This is a genomic window from Paenimyroides ummariense, from assembly GCF_900115115.1.
GTDB lineage: Bacteria > Bacteroidota > Bacteroidia > Flavobacteriales > Flavobacteriaceae > Flavobacterium > Flavobacterium ummariense.
This window is the reverse complement of the sequence record NZ_FOVI01000006.1, coordinates 27,192-48,864: the sequence shown is the minus strand read 5'-3', so window position 1 is coordinate 48,864 and position 21,673 is coordinate 27,192. Positions and strand designations below refer to the sequence as shown.

The window sequence follows — 21,673 nt, the reverse complement described above, 5'->3', positions numbered from 1 at the left end:
ATTGTAAATTATAAAAATTTATTACATTAGCATAAAAAATACATAAACTATAAACATATAACTATGAAAAAAGTATTTTCACTTTTATTAATAATATTACCACTAATGCTTTTAACTGTATCTTGCCATGAGGAAGAAGATCCTATTACTGCCACATCACCTTATGCTAAATATAAAGGGCCTTGGGTTGGAACTTATTCAGGAAGCGACTTAGGTGAAATGGAATTTACCGTTAATGCAGACGGAACAATAAAAGGCGAGGTTATATCTCAAGGTTTTAAAAATTTAGAATTAACTTTAAAAGGAAAAGTTAACATTCACGGCGAAGTTTCTATGATTTTAATTAATACAAATGAAGACGACGTAGAAGAAGAAATAGGTGCTTTTATAGGATCGTTTTTTGAAACTAATGCCTCTGGAACTTGGACAAATGATTTAAACGGAGGAATTAAAGGAACTTGGATTGCAAATAAATAAAATACAATTTATAGATAAAAAAGGTCATCAAAATATTTTGGTGACCTTTTTTATTAGACTATAATGCAATAACAGAATATTTTTATTATATTAGCTATCAGATAACTAATACTTAATATTATGAAAAAAATTACACTAACATTAATTACTTTATTTGGTTTAAGTGTTAATGCACAAACAACCATTGTTGACGAAAATTTTGATTTAATTCAAAATAATGCTTTACCAACAGGATGGAATTTTATCAATACTCTAAACCCTATTGGTACTGACGATTATTATACTGCTTGTAATGGAACACTTTATTTGTATGCTAATATTTATCGAACTGAAACAACAGAAGTAACAACAGCTACTTATTCTGGCTTAAACACAGGAGCTTTAACCGTTAGTTACAATTTAATGATACTTGACTATGATACTGAACAACCAGTAGTTGGTAATTTTGGTGCTATGGAGATGTTGTATTCTATAGATAATGGAACTACTTGGGTAACATTAGGCACAATTAACAGCACAACTTTTACACCTTCTTCAACCTGTCAGCTTATTACTTACACAATTCCTTCTGGCACAACTTCAAGTACCTCTAATTTAAAAATCAAATTAGATTTCACATACAATACAGGTGATTGGGAAGTTATTTTAGACGATTTTAAAATTGTTCAAGCAACTACATCTTCTACACCAAGTTTAGATTTAGCTAATTTAAGCGTTTATCCAAACCCTGTTTCTGATGTGCTAAATGTTGATTATAAAGAAAACATATCTAATTTAACTGTTTATGATTTATCAGGAAGATCAGTTAAATCGTTTACTACAAACAACAGTAATAATTCAATGGATGTTTCTGATTTAAAATCTGGAACGTATTTGTTAAGAATAGAAACTGAAAACAAAAATGTTTCTACCGTGAAATTTATAAAGAAATAACGTCAAACAAAATCCACTTTTAATACGAAGTGGATTTTTTATTTTCTTTCATTGCTTCAATATTTTCAGAAGCCTCACTTAAAGCTATTTTGTACCATTCTTCCATTAACGGAAATATTTTTTTAGAAACTTTTTCTATAGGTTCATAAAAAACAGATTCATCTAATGTTTCTTTTGAAACTATCAAATTATTGAAATTTATCTTTTGGAACAAGTTCAAAAAAACCGAAATAATCAATAACATTTTAATTCCTTCAAAAACAGCTCCCAAAATTTTATTTACAAAGCCAAGTGCCAAACTTTCGGCAAGTTTTGTAACTGCTTTTCCTAAAAAATACAGTAAAATCAGCACTGCAACAAATGTTATAAAAAATGCTGCAATGGTTAACATATTAGGGTTCCATTGTGTGTTTTCGGTTAAAAAATTACGTGTAAAAAATGAAAATCGCAACGAAATGTAAATTCCAACAATCAAAGCAATCAATGAAATTACCGATACTACCAAACCGTTTTTTATCCCTTTAAACAAAGCATATCCCAATAAAACGGCAATTATTAAATCTACAACAATCATATCGTTAAAATAAAGTGCAAATATAAAGTAGTTTAGGCATTATGAAATATCTTTGCAGTTCAATAAAACAATTTATGGCAAGAGACGAAGAATTAAAAGAACGATGGAATTTGCTGGTTGAAAAACTATCTGATCAATTTGCCGACGGAGATACTTTAGATGTTGATGGAATTATCTATTTAATTGGCGTGCAGGAATTGGGCAAATTCACCAAGAAATTCAAAAAAGACGAAAAAGTAAACATTATGCACATTGCTATTTGCCGTTTGCTGGAACCGTTTGGTTATTACGAATTTTCGCATTTCGATGTTGATGGCTGGCCTCATTACACTATAAAAGACCAATTACCGCATTTAAAAGCTGGGGAACAAGCTGTGCTTATGAAAGATGCTATTGTGAATTATTTTTTAGACAACGGTTATATAAAGTAATTTTTAACCATTCTAATTTTCAGCATCAACCAAAAAGCGTAAATTTGCAGAATACCTGTTTATAAATAATGATAGATAAAATTAAAGAATTAATTGGCGAAGCGGAAGCTTTTACTACCGATAATAAAGACACTTTAGACACTTTTAGAATTAAATTTATTTCTAAAAAAGGTCTGATTAATGAAATTTTTTCTGAATTTAAGAATGTTCCGAACGATCAAAAGAAAGAATTTGGACAGGCAATCAATTCGTTAAAAAATGCGGTTGAAGGTAAAATTAAATCTATCCAGGATGCGTTAGAATCTAAAGAAGAAGCTGCGGGTATTTTTGGTGATTTAACGCGTCCGGGAACTCCAGTAAACATTGGATCTCGACATCCGATATCTTTAGTAAAAAATCAGGTAATCGATGTGTTTTCGAATATTGGATTCAATGTTTCCGAAGGTCCGGAAATTGAAGACGACTGGCACAATTTTGAAGCATTGAACTTCCCGGCCCATCATCCGGCTCGCGATATGCAGGATACGTTTTTCGTGCAAATGAACCCAGATTATTTGTTGCGTACGCATACATCGTCGGTTCAGGTGCGTTATATGGAAAACAACCAGCCGCCAATTAGAACCATTTCTCCAGGACGTGTTTTCCGTAACGAAGCTATTTCGTCACGATCGCACTGTATTTTTCATCAGGTAGAAGGTTTGTATATTGATAAAGATGTGTCGTTTGCCGATTTAAAGCAAACCTTGTTATATTTTACGAAGGAAATGTTCGGAAAGTCGAAAATTCGCCTGCGTCCATCCTATTTCCCATTTACCGAGCCAAGTGCCGAAGTTGATGTTTATTGGGGTTTAAAAACCGAAACCGATTACCGCATTACAAAAGGAACAGGTTGGTTGGAAATTATGGGTTGCGGAATGGTAGATCCTAATGTTTTAAAGGCATCGAACATTAATCCTGATGAATATTCTGGTTTTGCTTTTGGTATGGGACTAGAGCGTATGGCAATGCTTTTGTATCAAATTGGCGATATTAGAATGTATTTTGAAAACGACGTACGCTTCTTGGAACAGTTTAAATCTAATTTCTAAAATTTTACATAATTATATAAAGCTCTTGTTTATTCAAGGGCTTTTTTTATTTTTGACAAAAAACATTTTTATGGATTTATCAGACATTGTTCAGAAAAACAAAGCAGACAAAGGCTTACGTTTTGCAAATTTTTTAATTGATACTATCTTATTTTATTGTAGTTTTTTAATACTTGCTTTTGTGATTGGTTTCATCGCCATTGTATTAGATTTTGATACTTCATTTCTTGTAGAATTAGAAAACATACACCCTTTGTTAGACAGATTAATAACCGCTATTATTATGGTTTTCTATTTCTTTGGTTTTGAAACGCTGACTAAAGGAAGATCAATAGGAAAATTCATTACAGGTACAAAAGTAGTTACTTTAGAAGGTGAAACACCAACAGCAAATGTGTTCTTAAAGAGAAGTTTTTGCAGAATTATTCCTTTTGAAGCCTTTAGTTTTTTTGGCGAAAACGGTTGGCATGACAGTATTCCTAAAACTGCTGTTGTGGTTAAAAAGCATTTTGACTATGAATCTAATTTATCGTTAGATGTAGATACAATCGGGAAAGAGTTCGAATAAAAACGGTCTTTAAAAATCAATATTTTTTAAACTTGGTCTATGGTTTACTTATAAAACAATCGTTTAGAACCAATAATAAAAAACACCAAAGCTGTTGCAAACGATATAAAACCAACGTTTACAATAAATCCTAAAGCAAAACAAATTACCCAGATTAATTTTTCGCCGGCAGGCATTTTTTTCGATTTAAAAATCATAAAATAAGCCAACGCAATATAAATAACCGATGAAATAAGTCCTACGGTAATTAAATTGTTTCCGTTTAAAGAATTCCATTCCATGTGGGTAACTTTAAATACCGACCCCACAATTAAGATTATAAAACTCAATACAAAAGCTATTCTGTAATATTTAAAAAGACTCATAAATTACATTTTTACAAATTTAAGCAAATTGAAATCTTTTTTCGGTCTCTTTTATGCTTTGTAAAAACCTTGGTTTAATGATTGCCGAAAATATATACAGAGTAAGCACGTGAATTAATATAAAAACGATAAATACATTCAATCCCAAGACTGATAATTCGCTAGTTCTATCTTCTCGAAAAAAATTGCTGATTAATGAAAACCCAAAACCTGTTAGATAAATAAACGGCAATGAAAATACAGATTGTGCAACCGATTGTATTAACCAACTTCTTCCTTGTATTTTCTGTTGCTTTTTAATTTTAGACACAAACCTAAATCCATCGACCATAAAATAAATAAATGATAATAATAAAATTGCCAATGAAATAATTTCTCCTAATTTACCTGTCCTTTTCAAAAGAAAAAAAAGAGCCAAATACAGAATTATTGTTACAACGACTTTAGGAATCGAAATAAATTTCAGCAATTCGTTTACAATCATTTTATTGTAATGTTTGTGTAGTTCAACCTGCTTTTGTTCTACCAAACCTGTAAAACCAAAGATCCCAAACTTTTTAAATTCGGTTTGTAAAGCTTCTTCAAATAAAACGTTCGGGTTTTCTTTCAATTGATTTTCAATCGCATTTGCCAAATGATCTACCAGTTCTACCTGAACATCGTAATGTTCTACATAATGTTTTTTGGTAAAAGTAAATAATTGATCTATTTGTTGATTTGTTAAGCGTTTTTCCATTTCTTAATATTATTAACCATTTTTAAATGACGAAAATAATTGCAGTATTTTATAATAAACATGAAGTAAAAAGCATTGAAGAACACTAACATACCTATCCATCCGTCAAGATTTTCTCTGTATTTAATTGAATTTTGTTGCATAAAAATCATAGAGAAAGCCATTAAACTCATGGCTGCTAGTGCTTTTTTATTTGAAAATGCTGCAATTTGTCCGTAAACTGTAGTGTAATTTCCTTCGGTATATTTTTTTAAAACATATTGGTTCAATATTAAAGCAATAGCAAAAACAACTATCTTATAAATAAAAACCACATTATTAATTGTTTCTATTTCCATTGAATCTTTAAAAAGATAGATTAACACAGGAGCTAGTAACGAAATTACACCCCAAATAATTAGATCATTTCTAAAAGTTGACAATAATTGATCTTTATAAAACAAAGGCATTTTAATTTTTCCGTATAAATGCATTCCGCTCCACTCAACTTCTCGTAACCGATCGTGCCAATTTTCAAAGACTTTATCAAACGATGTTTCAAAAGAATCGTTTCCCATTCCTTCTTCAATTTCTGAAGCTATATGATCTATTACTTCGTGCTTTGCATCATCGTAATAAAAATCGTAATCAACATACAGTTTTTCTTCGATTTGCTGTATTTGCTCTATCGATAACTTCATTAGTAACCTAATTTTAAATTTGGGTTTACAATATTTTGCATGTTACGTACAAAATTCTCCAACTCTTCCATACGCGAAACCGTTTCTTTTACACCGCTTTCTGTCAACTTGTAGTATTTACGAATACGTCCGTCCACGCGATCCATTTCCACATCTAAAAAACCGTCGGCTTCCATTTTGTGCAATGCCGGATACAAAGCACCTTCGGTAATATTCATTTCGCCCTGCGTAATTTCTTTAACCTTTTGGGTAATTTCATAGCCGTACATTTTGCCGTGCTGTTCCAGAAGTTTCATAATAATGGTATTTAAACTTCCTTTATATAATTGTTGCTTTTTCATATACTTATGAATTTTAGGTATGGCAAATATACATAATTTTTTTATGCATCAAAATTTTAGGTATAAAATTGTTTCAGAAATGATAAATATCAGTATTAAGCGGTTGTAATTTTGTACTTTTGCAGAAATTAAAATCAAATGTCAAAATTCAATCCTTTAAAGGTAAAAGAAATAAGAAGAGAAACGCCTTTGGCAGTTTCGATTGTTTTTGATATTCCTGCCCATTTACAAGCAGATTATCAGTTTCAGGCGGGTCAATACGTAAACATAAAAGCTGTTATAAACGGCGAAGAAATAAGAAGATCATACTCTATAAGTTCGTCGCCGAAAAGTAACGAATTGCGCGTTGTTGTTAAGGCGGTAGAAAACGGATTGTTCTCGAATTACGCTACACAACAATTGCAGGTTGGCGATGAATTGGAAATTGCCGTTCCCGAAGGTAAGTTTGTTTTAGAGAATAAAGAAGCAAAAGTTATTGTGGGAATTGCTGCAGGAAGCGGTATTACGCCGATTATTTCATTGGCAAAGGATACATTAGAAAGTGCTACTGATACCACTTTTGTATTGATTTATGGAAATAAAACTGTAGAAGATACCATTTATTTTAATGAGATCGATGCACTTAAAAGCCAATATTTAGGTCGATTTTTTGTACATTATACCTTTACAAAAACACATCCAGAAGGTGCTTTGTTTGGAAGAATTGAACGATCTACCATCAATTTCGTACTTAAGAACAAACATAGTGAAAAACGTGTTGATGAGTATTTCTTGTGCGGTCCGGAAGATATGATTAAAAAAGTTACCGATGTTTTAATTGAAAACGGAGCCAACGAAGAGCAAATTCATTACGAATTGTTTACCACAAGCTCTACCAATGGTGAAATTCCGGTTACGGGAGAAGGAATGGTAAAAGTTACTGTTATGGTTGACGATGTTGAAACAACCTTTAACATGCCACGTACCGAAAACATTTTAAATGCCGCTTTAAAACACGGTGTTGATGCGCCGTATTCATGCCAAGGCGGTATTTGTAGTTCGTGTATGTGCCGTACAGTGAAAGGATCGGCAGAAATGAAAACCAATCATATTTTAATGGACGATGAAATTGAAGAAGGCTTACTTTTGGCTTGCCAAGCTTATGTTACATCAGATGAAATTTATGTTGATTTTGATGATGTTTAATCGTTGATAAATTATAACATAAAGTTCTATTTTTAGTTAAATAAAAACCCCGGCAGAGTTTGAAACTCTGTCGGGGTTTTATAATTTATTAGGATAACATATTTTTTTAAGACCTCAAAGGTTTTAAAAACCTGTGAGGTCTGTCTTTTTTACAAATCAAAACCTAAATCGGTACGGTAATATTTTTTGTCGAAGTTTATTTTTTCAACGTTTTTGTACGATTGCTTTAAAGCGTCTTTAAAGTTTTCTCCGTATGATGTTACTGCAATTACACGCCCGCCGTTAGTAACGATAGTTCCATCTTTTTCGGCAGTTCCTGCATGAAAAACAATCGAGTTTTCAACATCATCCAAACCAGTAATCGGCTTGCCTTTTTCGTAATCTTCAGGATATCCACCCGAAACAATCATTACGGTTGTAGCAGTTCTTTCGTCGATTTCTAACACCGTATTTGCCAACGTTTGATTTGCAACTGCCTGAAACAATTCCACAAGATCCGATTTTACACGAGGTATAACCACTTCCGTTTCCGGATCGCCCATACGAACATTGTATTCAATTACAAACGGATCGTTTCCTACCTTTATCAAACCAATAAAAACAAAGCCTTTATATTCAATAGCATCACTTTTTAAACCATTAATTGTTGGTATTACAACACGTTCTTCTACCTTTTGCATAAATTCTGCATCGGCAAACGGAACCGGAGAAACAGCGCCCATTCCACCTGTATTTAAACCCGTATCGCCTTCGCCAATTCGTTTGTAATCTTTAGCTGTTGGCAATATCTTATATGATTTTCCATCCGTCAAAACAAAACACGACAATTCAATTCCGTCTAAAAATTCTTCAATAACAACTTTAGACGATGCGTCGCCAAACTTAGCATCAACCAACATATTGCTTAATTCCTGCTGTGCTTCGGCTAAATCATTCAATATTAAAACACCTTTACCAGCAGCCAAACCATCGGCTTTCAATACGTAAGGTGGATTTAAAGTCTTTAGAAATTCTTTACCTGCCTCAACGGTATCTTTCGTAAAAGCTTCGTATCGAGCTGTTGGAATATTATTTTTTACCAAAAACTGTTTGGCAAATTCTTTACTTCCCTCCAATTGTGCACCGTGTTGTGACGGACCAATCACAGGAATGCCGTTTAAAGCAGTATCGTTCTTGAAAAAATCGTAAATACCTTTAACCAAAGGATCTTCCGGACCAACAACCACCATTTCTACAGCGTTGTTTAAAACAAACTGTTTAACAGCGTTAAAATCTGTTGGGTTTACAGCAACATTGGTTGCAATTTGCGCAATACCTGCGTTACCCGGTGCTACAAATAACTGGCTGCATTTGGTACTTTGAGTAATTTTCCACGCTAATGCATGCTCTCTTCCGCCCGATCCTAATAGTAAAATATTCATATTTGTTGTGTTGTAGTTTTATTGCAAAATTAGTAATTAATAAGCCTTTTTTTCGCCTTTTATTGCATTTTTTATGGTAAGATAAATAATCTTCAAGTCAAGTAGCAACGACCAGCTTTCCATGTAAAAAATATCGTATTTAATTCGGTTGATAATATCTGTATCGTTTTCAATTTCGCCTCGATAACCATGTGTTTGTGCCATTCCGGTAATTCCGGGTTTAATAAAATGGCGTGCTTTAAACTTATTGACTTTTACCGCGTATTTTTCGGTAAAATTCAACATGTGCGGACGTGGTCCTACAACAGACATACTACCAAATAAAACATTAAAAAACTGCGGCATTTCGTCGATACTTGTTCTACGGATAAATGCTCCCACTTTTGTTATTCGGGGATCGTTCTTTACGGCTTCATCAATATCTGCTTTTTCGTTAACAAACATTGATCGAAACTTATAACAGTTAAACTCCTCATAATCAAGCCCATTTCTTTTCTGTTTGAAGAAAATAGGACCTTTAGATTCCAACCTAATTAAAATAGCAATTAGCGGCGTTAACCACGACATAATTAAAATGATTACAAGCGATGAAAAAATGATATCGAATACGCGCTTAATAAAGTAATTCAATGGATCATTCAACGGAGTAGTTCTTGATGCCATTACAGGAATTACTCCATAATAATCGACCTTTAAATTGGCTGAAAGCAGATCTTTTTGTGATGGAAGAAACTTTAAAAGTTTTAGGTTATTATCAACATAATCAATAAAAACAGAAACCTGTTTGGTGTTTGCTTTCTCTAAACTAAGATAAATTTCATCGATGTCATTTTCTATACAAAACGCGATAACATCTTCGGGAGAAGTATCAATTAAAGAAAAATTACCGAATAATTTATAACCATAATCATCATTTCCGGTTACAAATTTTATAAAATTGGCAGTTAAATCATCATGACCAACAACAACAATTCTACGTATATTTCCTTTATAGTATTTTCTGAATAATTTAAGTAGCCAGAAAATAAGATACTTTGCCAGAACAATAACAATTGCAGTACCTAACAGATAATATCCAACTACATTATACTCTTTTGTTAGCGAAAACAAACCGTTTAAGGCAAATATGTTTAAAGCGAATAAAAAGTATTGCTTGATTGTTTTTTGGGCAATTTGAATTAGTTTTGTGAAACGATATACCTGATAAAATTTAGTGGTTATCGATATTACAATCCAAGAAAAGGCAAGGTACAGATAAAAATAAGTTGCTTGAAAACTGTCGGGCAACAGCCAAATACCAAAAATTACCAAAACTATTAAGTCAAAAGTTATGGTAATGGGTCTTAAATACTTGGAATATCTACCTATTTTGCGCTGCACTAATAAATGTATTTAGAAAAATCTTTGTGTTCTTCTTTTTGCAATTCTTCTGCCGATAAAGTTTTAAAATAATCGAACGTTTTCTGTAAACCGGTTTTACGGTCGGTTTTTGCTTCCCAATTTAATAATTTTTTTGCTAATGATGTATCGGGTTGGCGTTGTAACGGATCATTTTCCGGCAACGGTTTGTAAACTATTTTTTGATTGGTTCCGGTTAGCTGAATAATTTCTTTTGCAAAGTCGTTAATCGTGATTTCATCAGGGTTTCCAATGTTCACAGGCAAATGATAATCGCTCATTAACAACCTGAAAATTCCTTCGATCTGATCATCAACATAACAAAAAGAACGCGTTTGGTTTCCATCGCCAAAAATCGTTAAATCTTCGCCTCGTAACGCCTGACCCATAAATGCCGGGATTACACGACCGTCGTTCAAGCGCATTCTTGGTCCGTACGTATTAAAAATACGAACAATACGCGTTTCCAAACCATGAAAATTATGATATGCCATTGTTAGTGATTCCTGAAAACGCTTGGCTTCGTCGTAAACTCCGCGAGGTCCAATCGTGTTTACGTTTCCATAATAATCTTCGGTTTGCGGATGAATTAACGGATCGCCATAAACTTCAGAAGTTGATGCAATTAAAATTCTGGCGTTTTTGGCTTTTGCCAATCCTAACAAATTATGAGTTCCTAACGATCCTACTTTTAAGGTCTGTATGGGAATTTTTAAATAATCGATCGGGCTTGCCGGCGATGCAAAATGCAAAATGTAATTTAAATTTCCGGGTACGTGAACAAACTTGGTTACATCGTGGTGATAAAACTCAAAATATTCATTTTTAAACAAATGCGCAATATTTTTTAAATCCCCAGTAATTAAATTATCCATTCCAATAACATAAAAACCTTCGTTTATAAAGCGATCACATAAATGTGAACCCAAAAAACCTGCAGCACCCGTAATTAATACCCGTTTCATTTGTGAAAATTTTGTTAAGCAAAAGTACGGTTTAAAATAATTATAGAAAAGACCTAAATTTAGTTTTTATAATAAATCTAAATAGGTAAAAGATTTAAAACATAGCTTTTCATTTCAGCTTCAAACCGTTCTTTAGAAAAAGTAAAAGCATGGTTTCGAATTTCAGATAAATTAAAATTACTACATAACTAATTATTAATGATTTTTTATGTTAATTTTTTAATTATATTTGATTATTAATATTAACAAAATAAAAACATATAAAAAATGAAAAACACTACACTAAAAAAGAGTCGTCTATTTTATTTACTTGCTCTATTAATATTGACAGTTAATACTATTTCTGCACAAGGCTGTATTGTGTACGACGATTTAACCACAAGCCAACGCACAGCTTTAGGTATTACAAATCAAACATTTCAATCGAATCAAATTAATTCTTTATCGCCATTTTTTAGTACGCCTGTGGGTTATCAGCTAACTCCCAAAAAATTTAGAATACAAATTTGGAATGTTAGAAGTACCGATGGATCAACCGGAGTCTGGGTTCCTTATCACGAGGCAGTTGAATATATAAAAAATTTGAATAACTACTATAAAGATTATAATATTTGTTTTGCTTTAACCGGCATAGGTGTTTTACATGATGATGCTGTTTTAAACGGGGCTTGGCATTGGGAATTAAAAGATTCAGGAATGCTAAATAATGCTTATTTAGACAACGCAATTAATGTTTATATGGCACCAAATGTTACCCCCATTCCTGGAGTAGGGGGTGTTACAAATTATTATAATAATGCAATTGCCATTAGGCAACCATCTATGTATGATAAAGCACTACTTGCTCACGAAATGGCACATGCATTGGGTATTATGCATACCATTGGAAACCGGAATGAGAATGAGATACCTAATTCACCGAATGGAATGGGCAGCCTGTCTGGATGTGAACATGTAACCCGAGATCCGAACGACCCTACTTATAATGCAGATAGTGCCGGGGATTATGTAAGAGACACTGCTGCAGATCCCGGTTTAAGAGGAAACTCTACACACCAATATTATAACACAGACGCTAATTGTAATTATTTTGGCAATGAGATAAATTGTGATGGCACACCTTATCAGGTTGATAGCGCCCTTATTAGCAACATAATGTCTTATGGTGGTTCGCAATGCAAAATTGGGTTGTCTTTAGGTCAAGCGGAACGAATTCATTATGGTATAGATAATGCAGATTTAAGTAATGATGTAAAAAGAGCTTTAATTACAGATGAGAATGATTTTGATTATGATTTTGTAATAAGAGATGGGGAAGATGATTTTGGTGTAGAACCAAATACCGTTACGCAAAACTTTTGGACAAGCCCAGATATTTGGGTGCGTACAACGAATGATAACAATTTATCTCATGAAAATCCTGTTTATGGTATTGGCAATAATTATATTAAAGTTCGTGTAGTTAACAAAGGCTGTTCAATCTCTGCCGGGGAAGGAAAACTAAAATTATATTGGACAAAAGCAGGAACCAATTTACCTATGGATGTATGGGAGAGCGGTACTTACAATGTAAATGGCTATCCGCTAGGTGGTTTAATTGGTGAAATAGATTTACCTGCTTTAGAATCTTATGAAGAACATATTTTTACATTTCCTTGGGCTGTACCAAATCCAGCTAATTATTCAACCATAAACGAACCTTGGCATTATTGTTTAATGGCAAAAATAGAATCTCCAAATGATGTTTCTACTTTGCCAGAACACAATGGCGTCTATTATCACTTTTTAAACAGCAACAATATTGCTTTAAAAAATGTTCATGTAATTAATAACACTTCATCAAATTCAGGTAAAATTCACATTGGTAATTTTACAGGTGCAGTTAAAAAATTCAAATTAAAGTTAAGTAATTATATATCATATAATTCTAATACAAATATTTTTAATGAAGCAGAAGTTAAATTTACCTTTGATAATAAATTATGGTCTATATGGCAAAGTAGTGGTTTTCAAGGATCAAACTTCACAAATTTTGGCGAAAAAACTATAATTGTGAATGAAGACACCGAAATATTCCTAAATAATTTTCCTGCAAATGACTTTGGTTTGTTAAATGTTAAAGTAAATTTTTTAACTGATGCTTATACAAGCAATGACCTGTTTGGATTTAATGTAGAACATTGGGATAACGATTCCAACGAATTAATCGGTGGCGAACTGTATTTAGTTAATAAAAATGAACGCGATTTGTTCACTGCCGACGCTACTGTGGCTAACAACACTTTACAAGCAGTAACTATTAACGAACCCGCAGTTTATAACTGGTACGATGCCAATGGTACTTTATTACATACCGGGCAAAATTATACAGTAAGTAATACAAACGGGACCTATTTGTTAGAAGTTGTTGCAGATTATGATGGGTATAAAGACATGAAAGAAGTTACTATAATACCTAACAATTCTGTATTACTTCATAACATTTATCCAAATCCAGCAACAAACAATGTAACAGTACAATATAATCAGCTTAATTGTAATAATGCCTATATAATGTTGGTAAATGTAAACAGTAATACAAGTGCTAATTATATTTTAAATTTAAATAATGCAAGCATTAAAATAAATACCGGTCAATATACCCCGGGCTTATACCGTGTAGTATTGGTGTGCGATAACAATGTAATAGAAAGCCATAACCTAATAATACAATAATTATGAGAAAACTAACTATTATACTACTAACATTGATGCCCTTTTTAACCAAGGCACAAATTACGTTGATACCAGACCAACAGTTTGAGCAAAGATTAATTACATTAAACATTGATAGCGATGGAATTGTGAATGGTCAAATTCTAACAAATGATGCATTAGCTGTTACTGATTTATATTTAGGAGGAGGTTTTATAAATGATTTAAGTGGGCTGCAAGATTTTATAAGTTTGGAAAAATTAACTTGTTACTATAATCCTTTAAATGGTTCTTTTGGTGCACCCTATGGCATAGTAAATATTAGTACATTGATAAACCTAAAAGAGTTAGACGTTAGGGCATCGCATTTAAACACTATTGATGTATCAAACAATGCTTTATTAGAAAAGATTTTAATAGGAAACGAATCAGGTGGAGATATTCCAATTATTAGTGATTTTACAAAGTTAGATTTAAGCAATAATCCAAATGTAAATTATGTGGATGCCACTAATTTATTTAATAGATTTACTTTCTTAAATATGCGTAATAATACAGCCAACAATGTTTATATTGATGTTTCAAGCGTAATGATTAATCCGCCAACAGTATGTATAGAAGTAGATAATCATATAGCTGCAACAAATGGAACTGCACCTTATGATACTTGGGTGGTAGCCGGTAACTATTACTTTAGTGACAACTGCGTTTTAAGCGTAGAGAAATTCGTAAACGAAAACTTTAAAATTTACCCTAATCCTGCAACAGATTATGTTTCCATTGAACAAAAAGAAACAAATGGCGTAACCTTACAATCGGTTCAAATTTTAGATAGTTCGGGTAAATGGATACGTTCTGTTAAAGAGAACTTCAATCAAATAGATGTTTCAAACCTAAGTGAAGGGATGTATTTGTTTGTAATACAGACTGACAAAGGCAATAAAACCGAAAAAATTATTGTAAAATAGATCTTCAAAAACAGAGCTTTAATTAGCTCTGTTTTTTTTGCCTTCTATAAATTCACTAATCTCTTTTTCAAACCGTTCTTTACAAAAAGTGAACGCATGGTTGCGAATTTCAGATAAGTTAAAGGTTGTTTGTTCAAATTCATTAATCGCATTTATTAACGATGCCGATGTTTGCTCATTAAACAAAATTCCGGTTTTACCGTTTACAACGGTTTCTAAAACGCCGCCTGCCTTATAGGCAATTACGGGTGTTCCGCAAGCTTGTGCCTCAATGGGTGCAATACCAAAATCTTCTAAACCTATATGAATAAAGGCTTTTGCTTTTGAAAGTATTTTGTTTACTTGGGCAGAATCTAAATAACCGGTGAACTGAATGTTTTCTTTGGCTATTTTTTTAAGATTTGATAGTTGATCGCCATCGCCAATAACAATCAGTCTTTTGTTAAGCTGATTAAAAGCTTCCACAACCAAATCAAAACGTTTGTAAGGAACAACTCTGCCAATTGCAACGTAATAGTCTTCTTTGGCATCGCAAAAAGAAAAATGTTCTAAACTGACCGGCGGATAAATAACAACCGAATCTCTGTTATAGGTTTGCTTTACCCAGTTTTGAACGAATTTTGAATTGCTTATGATAAAATCTGGACGTTGAGCCTGACGTACATCAATCTTTCGAAGCAAATTAATTAGTGGTTTTAATAAAAAAGCGGTTTTACCAAAATACAAATCAACCTCGTCCCAAATATATTTAAAGTTTCTTGCTTGAAAATAACTAATATGCAACTGATTAGGCGATGATTTTTTTACTCCTTTTGCCACCGCATGCGATGAAGAAATAATTAAATCAACGTCTTTATTAACTTTAATTTTTGATGTAAAATAATGAAATGTGAAGAAAAATGCTCTGAAATACCGTCCAAATTTTTGCAACAAAGTAGTTTTAATAGGATACTTATCAGGAAAAATCTTTTTAAAATCATTTTCCTTCATTATATCAACCAAAGCATGCGTTTCATTAAACTGAAAAACGTTCTGCAAAGACGTCAACACGCGTTCTGCACCGCCGTATTTATCCAACCAATCAACTACTAATGCTTTTTTCAACCTTATTTAATTTACAAAGTACAAAAATAGTATTTAACAACGATATGAACACTACACCAATTTGGCGGTCTAAAAGATTTTCTGTTAAAAAACTTATCGCAATAACAATTAGAAAAGTTTGATACAAAACCGACGAATTTGAATAGAAATAAAACAGCGTCACCAAAAATAAAATTAAGCCAAAAATGCCGAATTTTAACATTTGATCAAAATACTGATTGTGTGTGTTGTAAGTAACTTTTGAAAAATCTTCATATGATTTGTAGGTAAATCCGTTGTAACAATTGTTCAATTTTTCTTGAACCTTATCGGCACCAACTCCCAACACAAAATGATCTGATATCAGATCGGTAGCGCAATGCCAAATTCCGTAACGGTAATTTACCTCGTGCGGTTCCTGATTTTTATTGGGCAAAACCAGATCTTTTTCTACCACTTTTATGTATCGTTCCTTCATCGGTGAAAACCAGAAAAAAGCCAACGCGCACAAAGGCAATGCAATTAAAACACTCCATTTTACGGTTTGGTTTTGTATCGATTTAAAAACGATAAACAGCAAACCGATTAAATAGCACGCTAATGCGATTCGGGCCGAATAAATGTACGTCGAGGTCAATAAAAATACGATTGCAAAAATACTTAACAAGTTTATTTTTCTGTTGAAAAACATCTTAAACGTTAGCCACAAAGCAGCAAAAATGGTCAGTAAACCTAAATATGGTAAGTGTAAAGAAGTGGCATCGGCAAACAAATTCCGAAAAATAGGATGGTAAAAATCGTTTTGCTGCCAAGCGTTGTTCCAACCAAAATTAAACACTTTAAACCAGCCTAAGCCATTCAATATAAAAACGGACGTGATGTACACTGATCCAAACGTTTGTAACAGTTTTTTGGTAACAATTTCTTTGTTCAGAATGAATCCTAAGGGAAAAATTAGAAAAGGCAGACTTTTGGTAATTGATTTACCTAATTCTTTAAAATTATCTGCAAACGGAAGGTAAAAAATATACATTAAGCACAAAAATGCCAATATTAAAATGGTAAATTTATGTGTTTTTAAAAGCGGAAATGTTTTGTTTTTAAACGCATTTATTAGCGCTAAAACAAACCAGATCATCATTAAAGTAGAGAAATGGTTCAGTTTTAAAATTGGGAAAAGACCTAACGCACAGGTACTAAAATAAAAAACTTTAGCTAAACGCATTCAATTCGGTTTTTAAAACATCAAGATAATTATTTCTTTTAAGATATTCCTGCGCTTTCAAGGTTTTTTCAATAGCTTTTTGCTGATTATTGATAACCGATAAAATCTGATTTTTAAAATCGAACAATTCATCGGCATGAAAATACATATCGTGCGTTAAACCAATACCTTCGGCACCAACACTTGTACTTACCAACGGAACACCGTTTATCAACGCATTTACAGATTTTACTTTAACACCACTGCCATGAAACATTGGGTTTACAAACACCTTTGCCAATTGATAGTACTGCTTTAAACACGGCGCATTTAAAACAAAAGTTACGTGTGGCAAATGACTGTATTTTTCTTGAATTTCTTGATTTTCTTCTTTTAAAGATCCAACAATATAAAAATGATAATCAGGAATTTCGGTTATCAGCAAAGGATGAATGTTTTTTAAATACCAGTCTAAACCAAAGGTATTGTTCTGCATAAAAAGCGATCCCATAAAAACTACATTATTTCCAGTTTTTTCCGTCGGAACAACAATCTCGTCGTTAATAGGAAAAGGCATAAAAACACTTTTATTTAAAAGGTTTACAGCAGATAAATCGTCTTTTGAAATAAACCATAATTTATCGGCTTTTTCAAAAACCAAGGCAGACAAGTGTTTAATTTTTGATGTTTCCAGCTTATAATAAATCTTCTGTCTTAAACTGTTGGAACTTTTGCCCAGCATTTTAAAATAATGACTTTCGATATTATGAACCCGAACCACTATATTTTTATAACTGATGGATTTGTTAAGCGTAATTGCCCAGCAAAATTCGCTTTCTAAAATTACTAAATCGTAAGTTTGATTGATATCGATCGAAGCCAAACCTTTCCGACTTAAAAACTGTAATGGTAAATTACTAAAAAGTTGCTGCAATTGATTTTTACGGCGTGTAAAGAAAAAATGACGCGTGTGTAACGCAATTTCATCGATTTGTTTTTGGGTAGGATTTACCTTTTCGGTAACCACCAAATCAACTTCATGCCCTAAAGAAGTGAGCCCTTTTATTCGTTCCCAAACATCGATAGCTCCACCAAAAATGGGAGGCGAAGGAATAAACCCGCTAACTACTGCTATCTTCATTCTTCTTTAAATTATATTTCTTTTCAAAAACATCGGCAATTGCCAGGAAAATCCACACATCATATTTAACATGATAGGTAATATAAACAATTCCTGCCATAACTGCAAACGCTAACGGAATTCGTAAAAAATAAAAATCTAAATCCTGTATTTTGCTTAACGTTAAATATCTTTTGATATAGAATTGATAAAAGAAAATAATGAAGAAAATTCCGCCGAACATCAATTCATCAAAGAAAGCACTTTTGGTTGATAAGGCTTGGGTTGTTGACAAATATCCGCGAATTTCCTGCAAATTGAACTGATCTACGATGCTTGATTCTAAAATATATTCTAAAACTTGCGGATAATACGTTACAAATCCGCTCCAACCCACACCTAACGGACATAAAACAAAAACCGAAACAGAGGTTATTATTGATGAAAATCGTGTGCCGAAAGTTCCGCTGGTTGTGATTTGTTCTGCTATAATTTCACGCAAAACAAAACCTAAATATCCACCTACAACTAAAAGCAGCGCAATAGCAATTACAAATGTGTTTCGTAAGTATTTGTTTTTCTTTAGATATGATAGCGTTAAAGGTAAAATTGAAAATAATACTAATAATAAAAACCCTTTAGATTCACTCACCAATGAGTATGCTAAAAACAAGTAGATACTTTGCAGATAGACCATCCATTTCCAAAAACCTTTAATTTTTAAGTAATGTATCAGGAAAACAGGTAGGAAAATAAAAATAATTAATATGGTACCTGTCCAGCTTTCTTCGGGTGTTAATAGTCGAACACGCCAATATTTTTTTGCTAATGTGTGTAAAAAAGGCAAGAAAATTTCATTCGTTTTTAAGAAGTATATCTCTACCGTTAAAAATGCAGTTATAAACAACTGCGTTAAAGATACAGCCGAAAAAAGATTTCTTACTTTACTAAAATTATTACTTAAATACGCGTAAAAAAACTGATACAGAATAAAAATAACTATTGGATAAACACTCATTTTAAGTGTTTTAATAATGATATTTTCATCTAAAACCACAAGCGTTTCATTATGAATGTAGGATATTACGAGAAAAACAGCCGATATTAAAACAGAGTAAAGCAGATATTTTAAATAGTGTACTGCGTAATTACTGAATTTTATTGTGTGGTTAGATAAAATATAAACAAGCATAAAAGGCGCCAATAACACAACAGGCGACCTACCAATTTCGCCCACCACATTATGCAGCGGAAAATCTTGATAAATAGCAGCAAAAATTACTATTAAATATATAATTACCTGTTTATTTAACGTCATTAAATGTAATTTTAATCAGTTTTTTAGCCAATGCTAATTGTCCTTTGCGCAATCTGTTTACTATTAATAATAAGCTTGAAAAATAAAATTTAAAACCTAACGAATAGTATTTTTTAATGAATTTTTTTCTGCTGATAAAAAGCTGTGTTTCAGAAAAGATGCTTTTCTTTTTTTTGTAAGATGATCCTATGGTAGCTCCTTCTTTATGGTAAACAATGCTTTTTTCGCACCAATCGGGCTTATATCCTTTGCTTTTTGCGCGATACATCCAATCTAATTCCTCATAATACAGAAAAAAATCTTCATTCAACAGACCTACTTCTTCCACAAAGAATCTTGAGACAAACATAGAAGCACCATGAGGATAATCAATACTTGGTAAATCTTTCTTTAAAACATCTTTATTTTTTCCTTCGCCAACGTGTTCTGAAATGTAAAATGTTTGGTTAAAAGATCCTCCAACCGCTTGGATCGTTTCATTATCATAAAAATACAATAATTTGCTGCCTAAAATGGTTTTAGGATGTTGGCTGTGATATGCTTTTAATTCGCTTAAAGCTTCAGCATCAACAATGGTATCATTGTTTAAAATCCAGAAATTGGCTGCATTATTTTGCTTTAAACCAAATTGCAATGCAATATTGTTACCGTGTGCAAACCCTTTGTTTTCTTTGGCCTTTATTAAGATAATTTGTTCTTTATTGATTTCTTTATCTTCTTTTTGATGAAAACTCACAAATGGTATCCGCTGACTTTTTACAAACTGAATAAGTTTTGTGAACTCATTAGGATTAGAAGAATTATCTACAACAATAATCTTAAAATCAGTTGCAGTCATTTTTTGTAATGAAAGGATACAATCGCAGGTATCGCTACTTCCGTTGTGGTTTAAAAGAATTATGTAGGTAATATTCTTCATGCCGATAGTTCCTTTTTACCAGTTATCCACATACTGCCGGTTACAAAAATTTCTGTAATATATAATGTTAGAATAATGCCGTACAACCCGTAATTGTAAGTTAAAACAAAACCTAAAACTACCGTAATTAATAAGGCTACACTTAAAATTAGTAAGATTTTTTTGTGATGATTTTTAAATAATAATGTTTGATAAAACGGAATGTTCAATGCAACTATTATAGGTAAAAAAAGTAGGAAACTACTTAATTTTAATCCTTCATTAACTTCTTCGTTCAAATCAAAAAAATGAGCCAAATAAGGAATGATAAATACAATTACTACAGCTACTATTGATAAAAACATTACGTTAAAAAACGTCATTTTAAAAACATACGATTTTGCTGCTTTAAAATTCGATACAATTAAATTGCAATAGCTTGGATAGGTAACATTGAAGAACACACCTAAATAACTTCTGAAAGCAACTAAAAACAAATCGATTATCTTATAAATTCCGGCATATGTATTTCCTAACAACGTGTTGATAATAAATACTGGTGCTTGTGTGTAAAGACTAATGGAGAAATTAGACAGTACAATAGATTTATTATGTTTGATAAATACCCCAACTCTTTTTACTGATAGTTTAGTGTTTTTTGATATTTTGTAGTAAAACCACGCGTAAATTATACTGTTTGCTACCCCTAAAATTCCTACTACATACACATAATCTTCCGGTTTTTGTACGAAAAAATAGATACCAACTACATAAATTAGTTTCGACCAAAAAATGATATGATTGATTTTTTTAAAAGATTCTTGTGCCTGATAAATCCAGATTGGATTGTAATACCAGGCAACAATCCATGTTAATCCCCAATAATACGTTTTATCTACATTTAAAATACTAAAGATAATTACAAGCAGAATTGTTAACACAATGCAGCAAATCAATCGGTATTTGTAATTTAAGCCTATATAATTTTTTAGGTAAGCTATTTTAGATCGGTAAGCACTAATTTCTTTTACTCCGATTAAATTCGCACCAAATTCAATAATCAATCCTAATAAAATATAAACCGTCGTAACTAAGCCTACAATTCCCCATTTATCAACACCACAAACCGGAATAACGTACAATGCAACTAAAAAAGGCGCCAGCAAATTAACAACTTGTCCGGCACCATGTATTAAAATATTTTTTATTGAGGTTTGATTATCCAA

The 21,673-nt window shown here is 32.2% G+C and carries 22 protein-coding genes; 8 read left to right on the top strand and 14 right to left on the bottom strand.

The annotated features are described in order from the left end of the window. The first annotated feature begins 63 nt into the window (after window positions 1-63). Both BM253_RS05975 and BM253_RS05970 read left to right on the top strand, forming a co-directional pair. The gene (locus BM253_RS05975; RefSeq protein ID WP_143095593.1) at window positions 64-477 is read left to right on the top strand and encodes a hypothetical protein; all 414 of its coding nucleotides are present in this window, start codon (window positions 64-66) and stop codon (window positions 475-477) included. A 120-nt stretch (window positions 478-597) separates the two neighbouring features. Then, on the top strand, window positions 598-1,410 hold the full coding sequence (locus BM253_RS05970; protein WP_091520709.1) for a T9SS type A sorting domain-containing protein: 813 nt from the start codon (window positions 598-600) through the stop codon (window positions 1,408-1,410). A gap of 19 nt (window positions 1,411-1,429) precedes the next feature. Here BM253_RS05970 and BM253_RS05965 read toward each other — a convergent pair whose 3' ends face one another. Next, window positions 1,430-1,984 (bottom strand): CvpA family protein, encoded by a 555-nt coding sequence (locus tag BM253_RS05965; protein ID WP_091520706.1) that lies wholly within the window; start codon window positions 1,982-1,984, stop codon window positions 1,430-1,432. Between the two features lie 74 nt (window positions 1,985-2,058). Here BM253_RS05965 and BM253_RS05960 point away from each other — a divergent pair, with 74 nt between their 5' ends. From BM253_RS05960 to BM253_RS05950, 3 genes are all read left to right on the top strand, one after another. Further along, window positions 2,059-2,415 carry a hypothetical protein gene (locus BM253_RS05960; RefSeq protein ID WP_091520704.1) on the top strand — a complete coding sequence of 119 codons (357 nt, stop codon included), beginning with the start codon at window positions 2,059-2,061 and terminating at the stop codon, window positions 2,413-2,415. A 68-nt stretch (window positions 2,416-2,483) separates the two neighbouring features. Next, window positions 2,484-3,503 carry a phenylalanine--tRNA ligase subunit alpha gene (pheS, locus tag BM253_RS05955; protein WP_091520701.1) on the top strand — a complete coding sequence of 340 codons (1,020 nt, stop codon included), beginning with the start codon at window positions 2,484-2,486 and terminating at the stop codon, window positions 3,501-3,503. 70 nt (window positions 3,504-3,573) lie between these two features. After that, window positions 3,574-4,071, top strand: coding sequence for an RDD family protein (locus BM253_RS05950; protein WP_143095592.1), 498 nt, complete (start codon window positions 3,574-3,576; stop codon window positions 4,069-4,071). A gap of 44 nt (window positions 4,072-4,115) precedes the next feature. Here BM253_RS05950 and BM253_RS05945 read toward each other — a convergent pair whose 3' ends face one another. Genes BM253_RS05945 through BM253_RS05930 form a run of 4 tightly spaced genes read right to left on the bottom strand, consistent with a single transcriptional unit; the run spans window position 4,116 to window position 6,193 of the window. Further along, complete coding sequence (locus BM253_RS05945; RefSeq protein WP_091520697.1) at window positions 4,116-4,436, bottom strand: hypothetical protein; 321 nt, start codon at window positions 4,434-4,436, stop codon at window positions 4,116-4,118. Window positions 4,437-4,455: 19 nt separating this feature from the next. Beyond that, window positions 4,456-5,172, bottom strand: a complete 717-nt coding sequence (locus tag BM253_RS05940; protein ID WP_091520695.1) for a hypothetical protein — start codon at window positions 5,170-5,172, stop codon at window positions 4,456-4,458. After that, entirely contained in the window at window positions 5,157-5,852 is a 696-nt protein-coding gene (locus BM253_RS05935; RefSeq protein ID WP_091520692.1) for a hypothetical protein, read from the bottom strand. Before BM253_RS05935 ends, BM253_RS05940 begins: the two co-directional genes overlap by 16 nt. Continuing rightward, window positions 5,852-6,193, bottom strand: coding sequence for a PadR family transcriptional regulator (locus tag BM253_RS05930; protein ID WP_091520690.1), 342 nt, complete (start codon window positions 6,191-6,193; stop codon window positions 5,852-5,854). Before BM253_RS05930 ends, BM253_RS05935 begins: the two co-directional genes overlap by 1 nt. Before the next feature lie 138 nt (window positions 6,194-6,331). Between BM253_RS05930 and BM253_RS05925 the strand changes: the two genes are divergently transcribed. After that, window positions 6,332-7,378: a ferredoxin--NADP reductase gene (locus BM253_RS05925; RefSeq protein ID WP_091520687.1), complete on the top strand. Its 1,047-nt coding sequence runs from the start codon at window positions 6,332-6,334 to the stop codon at window positions 7,376-7,378. Between the two features lie 149 nt (window positions 7,379-7,527). On the opposite strand, the gene purD is transcribed toward BM253_RS05925, so the two are convergent. Genes purD through BM253_RS05910 form a run of 3 tightly spaced genes read right to left on the bottom strand, consistent with a single transcriptional unit; the run spans window position 7,528 to window position 11,162 of the window. Further along, window positions 7,528-8,799 carry a phosphoribosylamine--glycine ligase gene (gene purD / locus BM253_RS05920; protein ID WP_091520683.1) on the bottom strand — a complete coding sequence of 424 codons (1,272 nt, stop codon included), beginning with the start codon at window positions 8,797-8,799 and terminating at the stop codon, window positions 7,528-7,530. 36 nt (window positions 8,800-8,835) lie between these two features. Next, the gene (locus tag BM253_RS05915; RefSeq protein WP_091520679.1) at window positions 8,836-10,179 is read right to left on the bottom strand and encodes an exopolysaccharide biosynthesis polyprenyl glycosylphosphotransferase; all 1,344 of its coding nucleotides are present in this window, start codon (window positions 10,177-10,179) and stop codon (window positions 8,836-8,838) included. Next, a complete protein-coding gene (locus BM253_RS05910) occupies window positions 10,179-11,162 on the bottom strand; it encodes a UDP-glucuronic acid decarboxylase family protein (RefSeq protein WP_091520674.1) in 984 nt (327 codons plus the stop codon). Before BM253_RS05910 ends, BM253_RS05915 begins: the two co-directional genes overlap by 1 nt. A 267-nt stretch (window positions 11,163-11,429) precedes the next feature. On the opposite strand from BM253_RS05910, the gene BM253_RS05905 reads away from it, so the two are divergent. Together BM253_RS05905 and BM253_RS05900 are read left to right on the top strand one after the other, a co-directional pair. Further along, entirely contained in the window at window positions 11,430-13,877 is a 2,448-nt protein-coding gene (locus tag BM253_RS05905; protein ID WP_143095591.1) for a hypothetical protein, read from the top strand. Between the two features lie 2 nt (window positions 13,878-13,879). Further along, window positions 13,880-14,824: a T9SS type A sorting domain-containing protein gene (locus BM253_RS05900; RefSeq protein ID WP_091520667.1), complete on the top strand. Its 945-nt coding sequence runs from the start codon at window positions 13,880-13,882 to the stop codon at window positions 14,822-14,824. 18 nt (window positions 14,825-14,842) lie between these two features. On the opposite strand, the gene BM253_RS05895 is transcribed toward BM253_RS05900, so the two are convergent. Genes BM253_RS05895 through BM253_RS05870 form a run of 6 tightly spaced genes read right to left on the bottom strand, consistent with a single transcriptional unit; the run spans window position 14,843 to window position 21,673 of the window. Further along, a complete protein-coding gene (locus BM253_RS05895; RefSeq protein ID WP_091520663.1) occupies window positions 14,843-15,928 on the bottom strand; it encodes a glycosyltransferase in 1,086 nt (361 codons plus the stop codon). After that, a complete protein-coding gene (locus tag BM253_RS05890) occupies window positions 15,906-17,132 on the bottom strand; it encodes an O-antigen ligase family protein (RefSeq protein WP_091520660.1) in 1,227 nt (408 codons plus the stop codon). The genes BM253_RS05895 and BM253_RS05890 overlap by 23 nt, the downstream gene beginning before the upstream one ends. Continuing rightward, window positions 17,119-18,252 (bottom strand): glycosyltransferase, encoded by a 1,134-nt coding sequence (locus BM253_RS05885; RefSeq protein WP_091520656.1) that lies wholly within the window; start codon window positions 18,250-18,252, stop codon window positions 17,119-17,121. Before BM253_RS05885 ends, BM253_RS05890 begins: the two co-directional genes overlap by 14 nt. Continuing rightward, entirely contained in the window at window positions 18,233-19,549 is a 1,317-nt protein-coding gene (locus tag BM253_RS05880; RefSeq protein WP_091520652.1) for a hypothetical protein, read from the bottom strand. The genes BM253_RS05885 and BM253_RS05880 overlap by 20 nt, the downstream gene beginning before the upstream one ends. After that, on the bottom strand, window positions 19,536-20,468 hold the full coding sequence (locus tag BM253_RS05875; protein WP_091520649.1) for a glycosyltransferase family 2 protein: 933 nt from the start codon (window positions 20,466-20,468) through the stop codon (window positions 19,536-19,538). The genes BM253_RS05880 and BM253_RS05875 overlap by 14 nt, the downstream gene beginning before the upstream one ends. Then, window positions 20,465-21,673, bottom strand: coding sequence for an oligosaccharide flippase family protein (locus BM253_RS05870; RefSeq protein ID WP_091520646.1), 1,209 nt, complete (start codon window positions 21,671-21,673; stop codon window positions 20,465-20,467). The genes BM253_RS05875 and BM253_RS05870 overlap by 4 nt, the downstream gene beginning before the upstream one ends.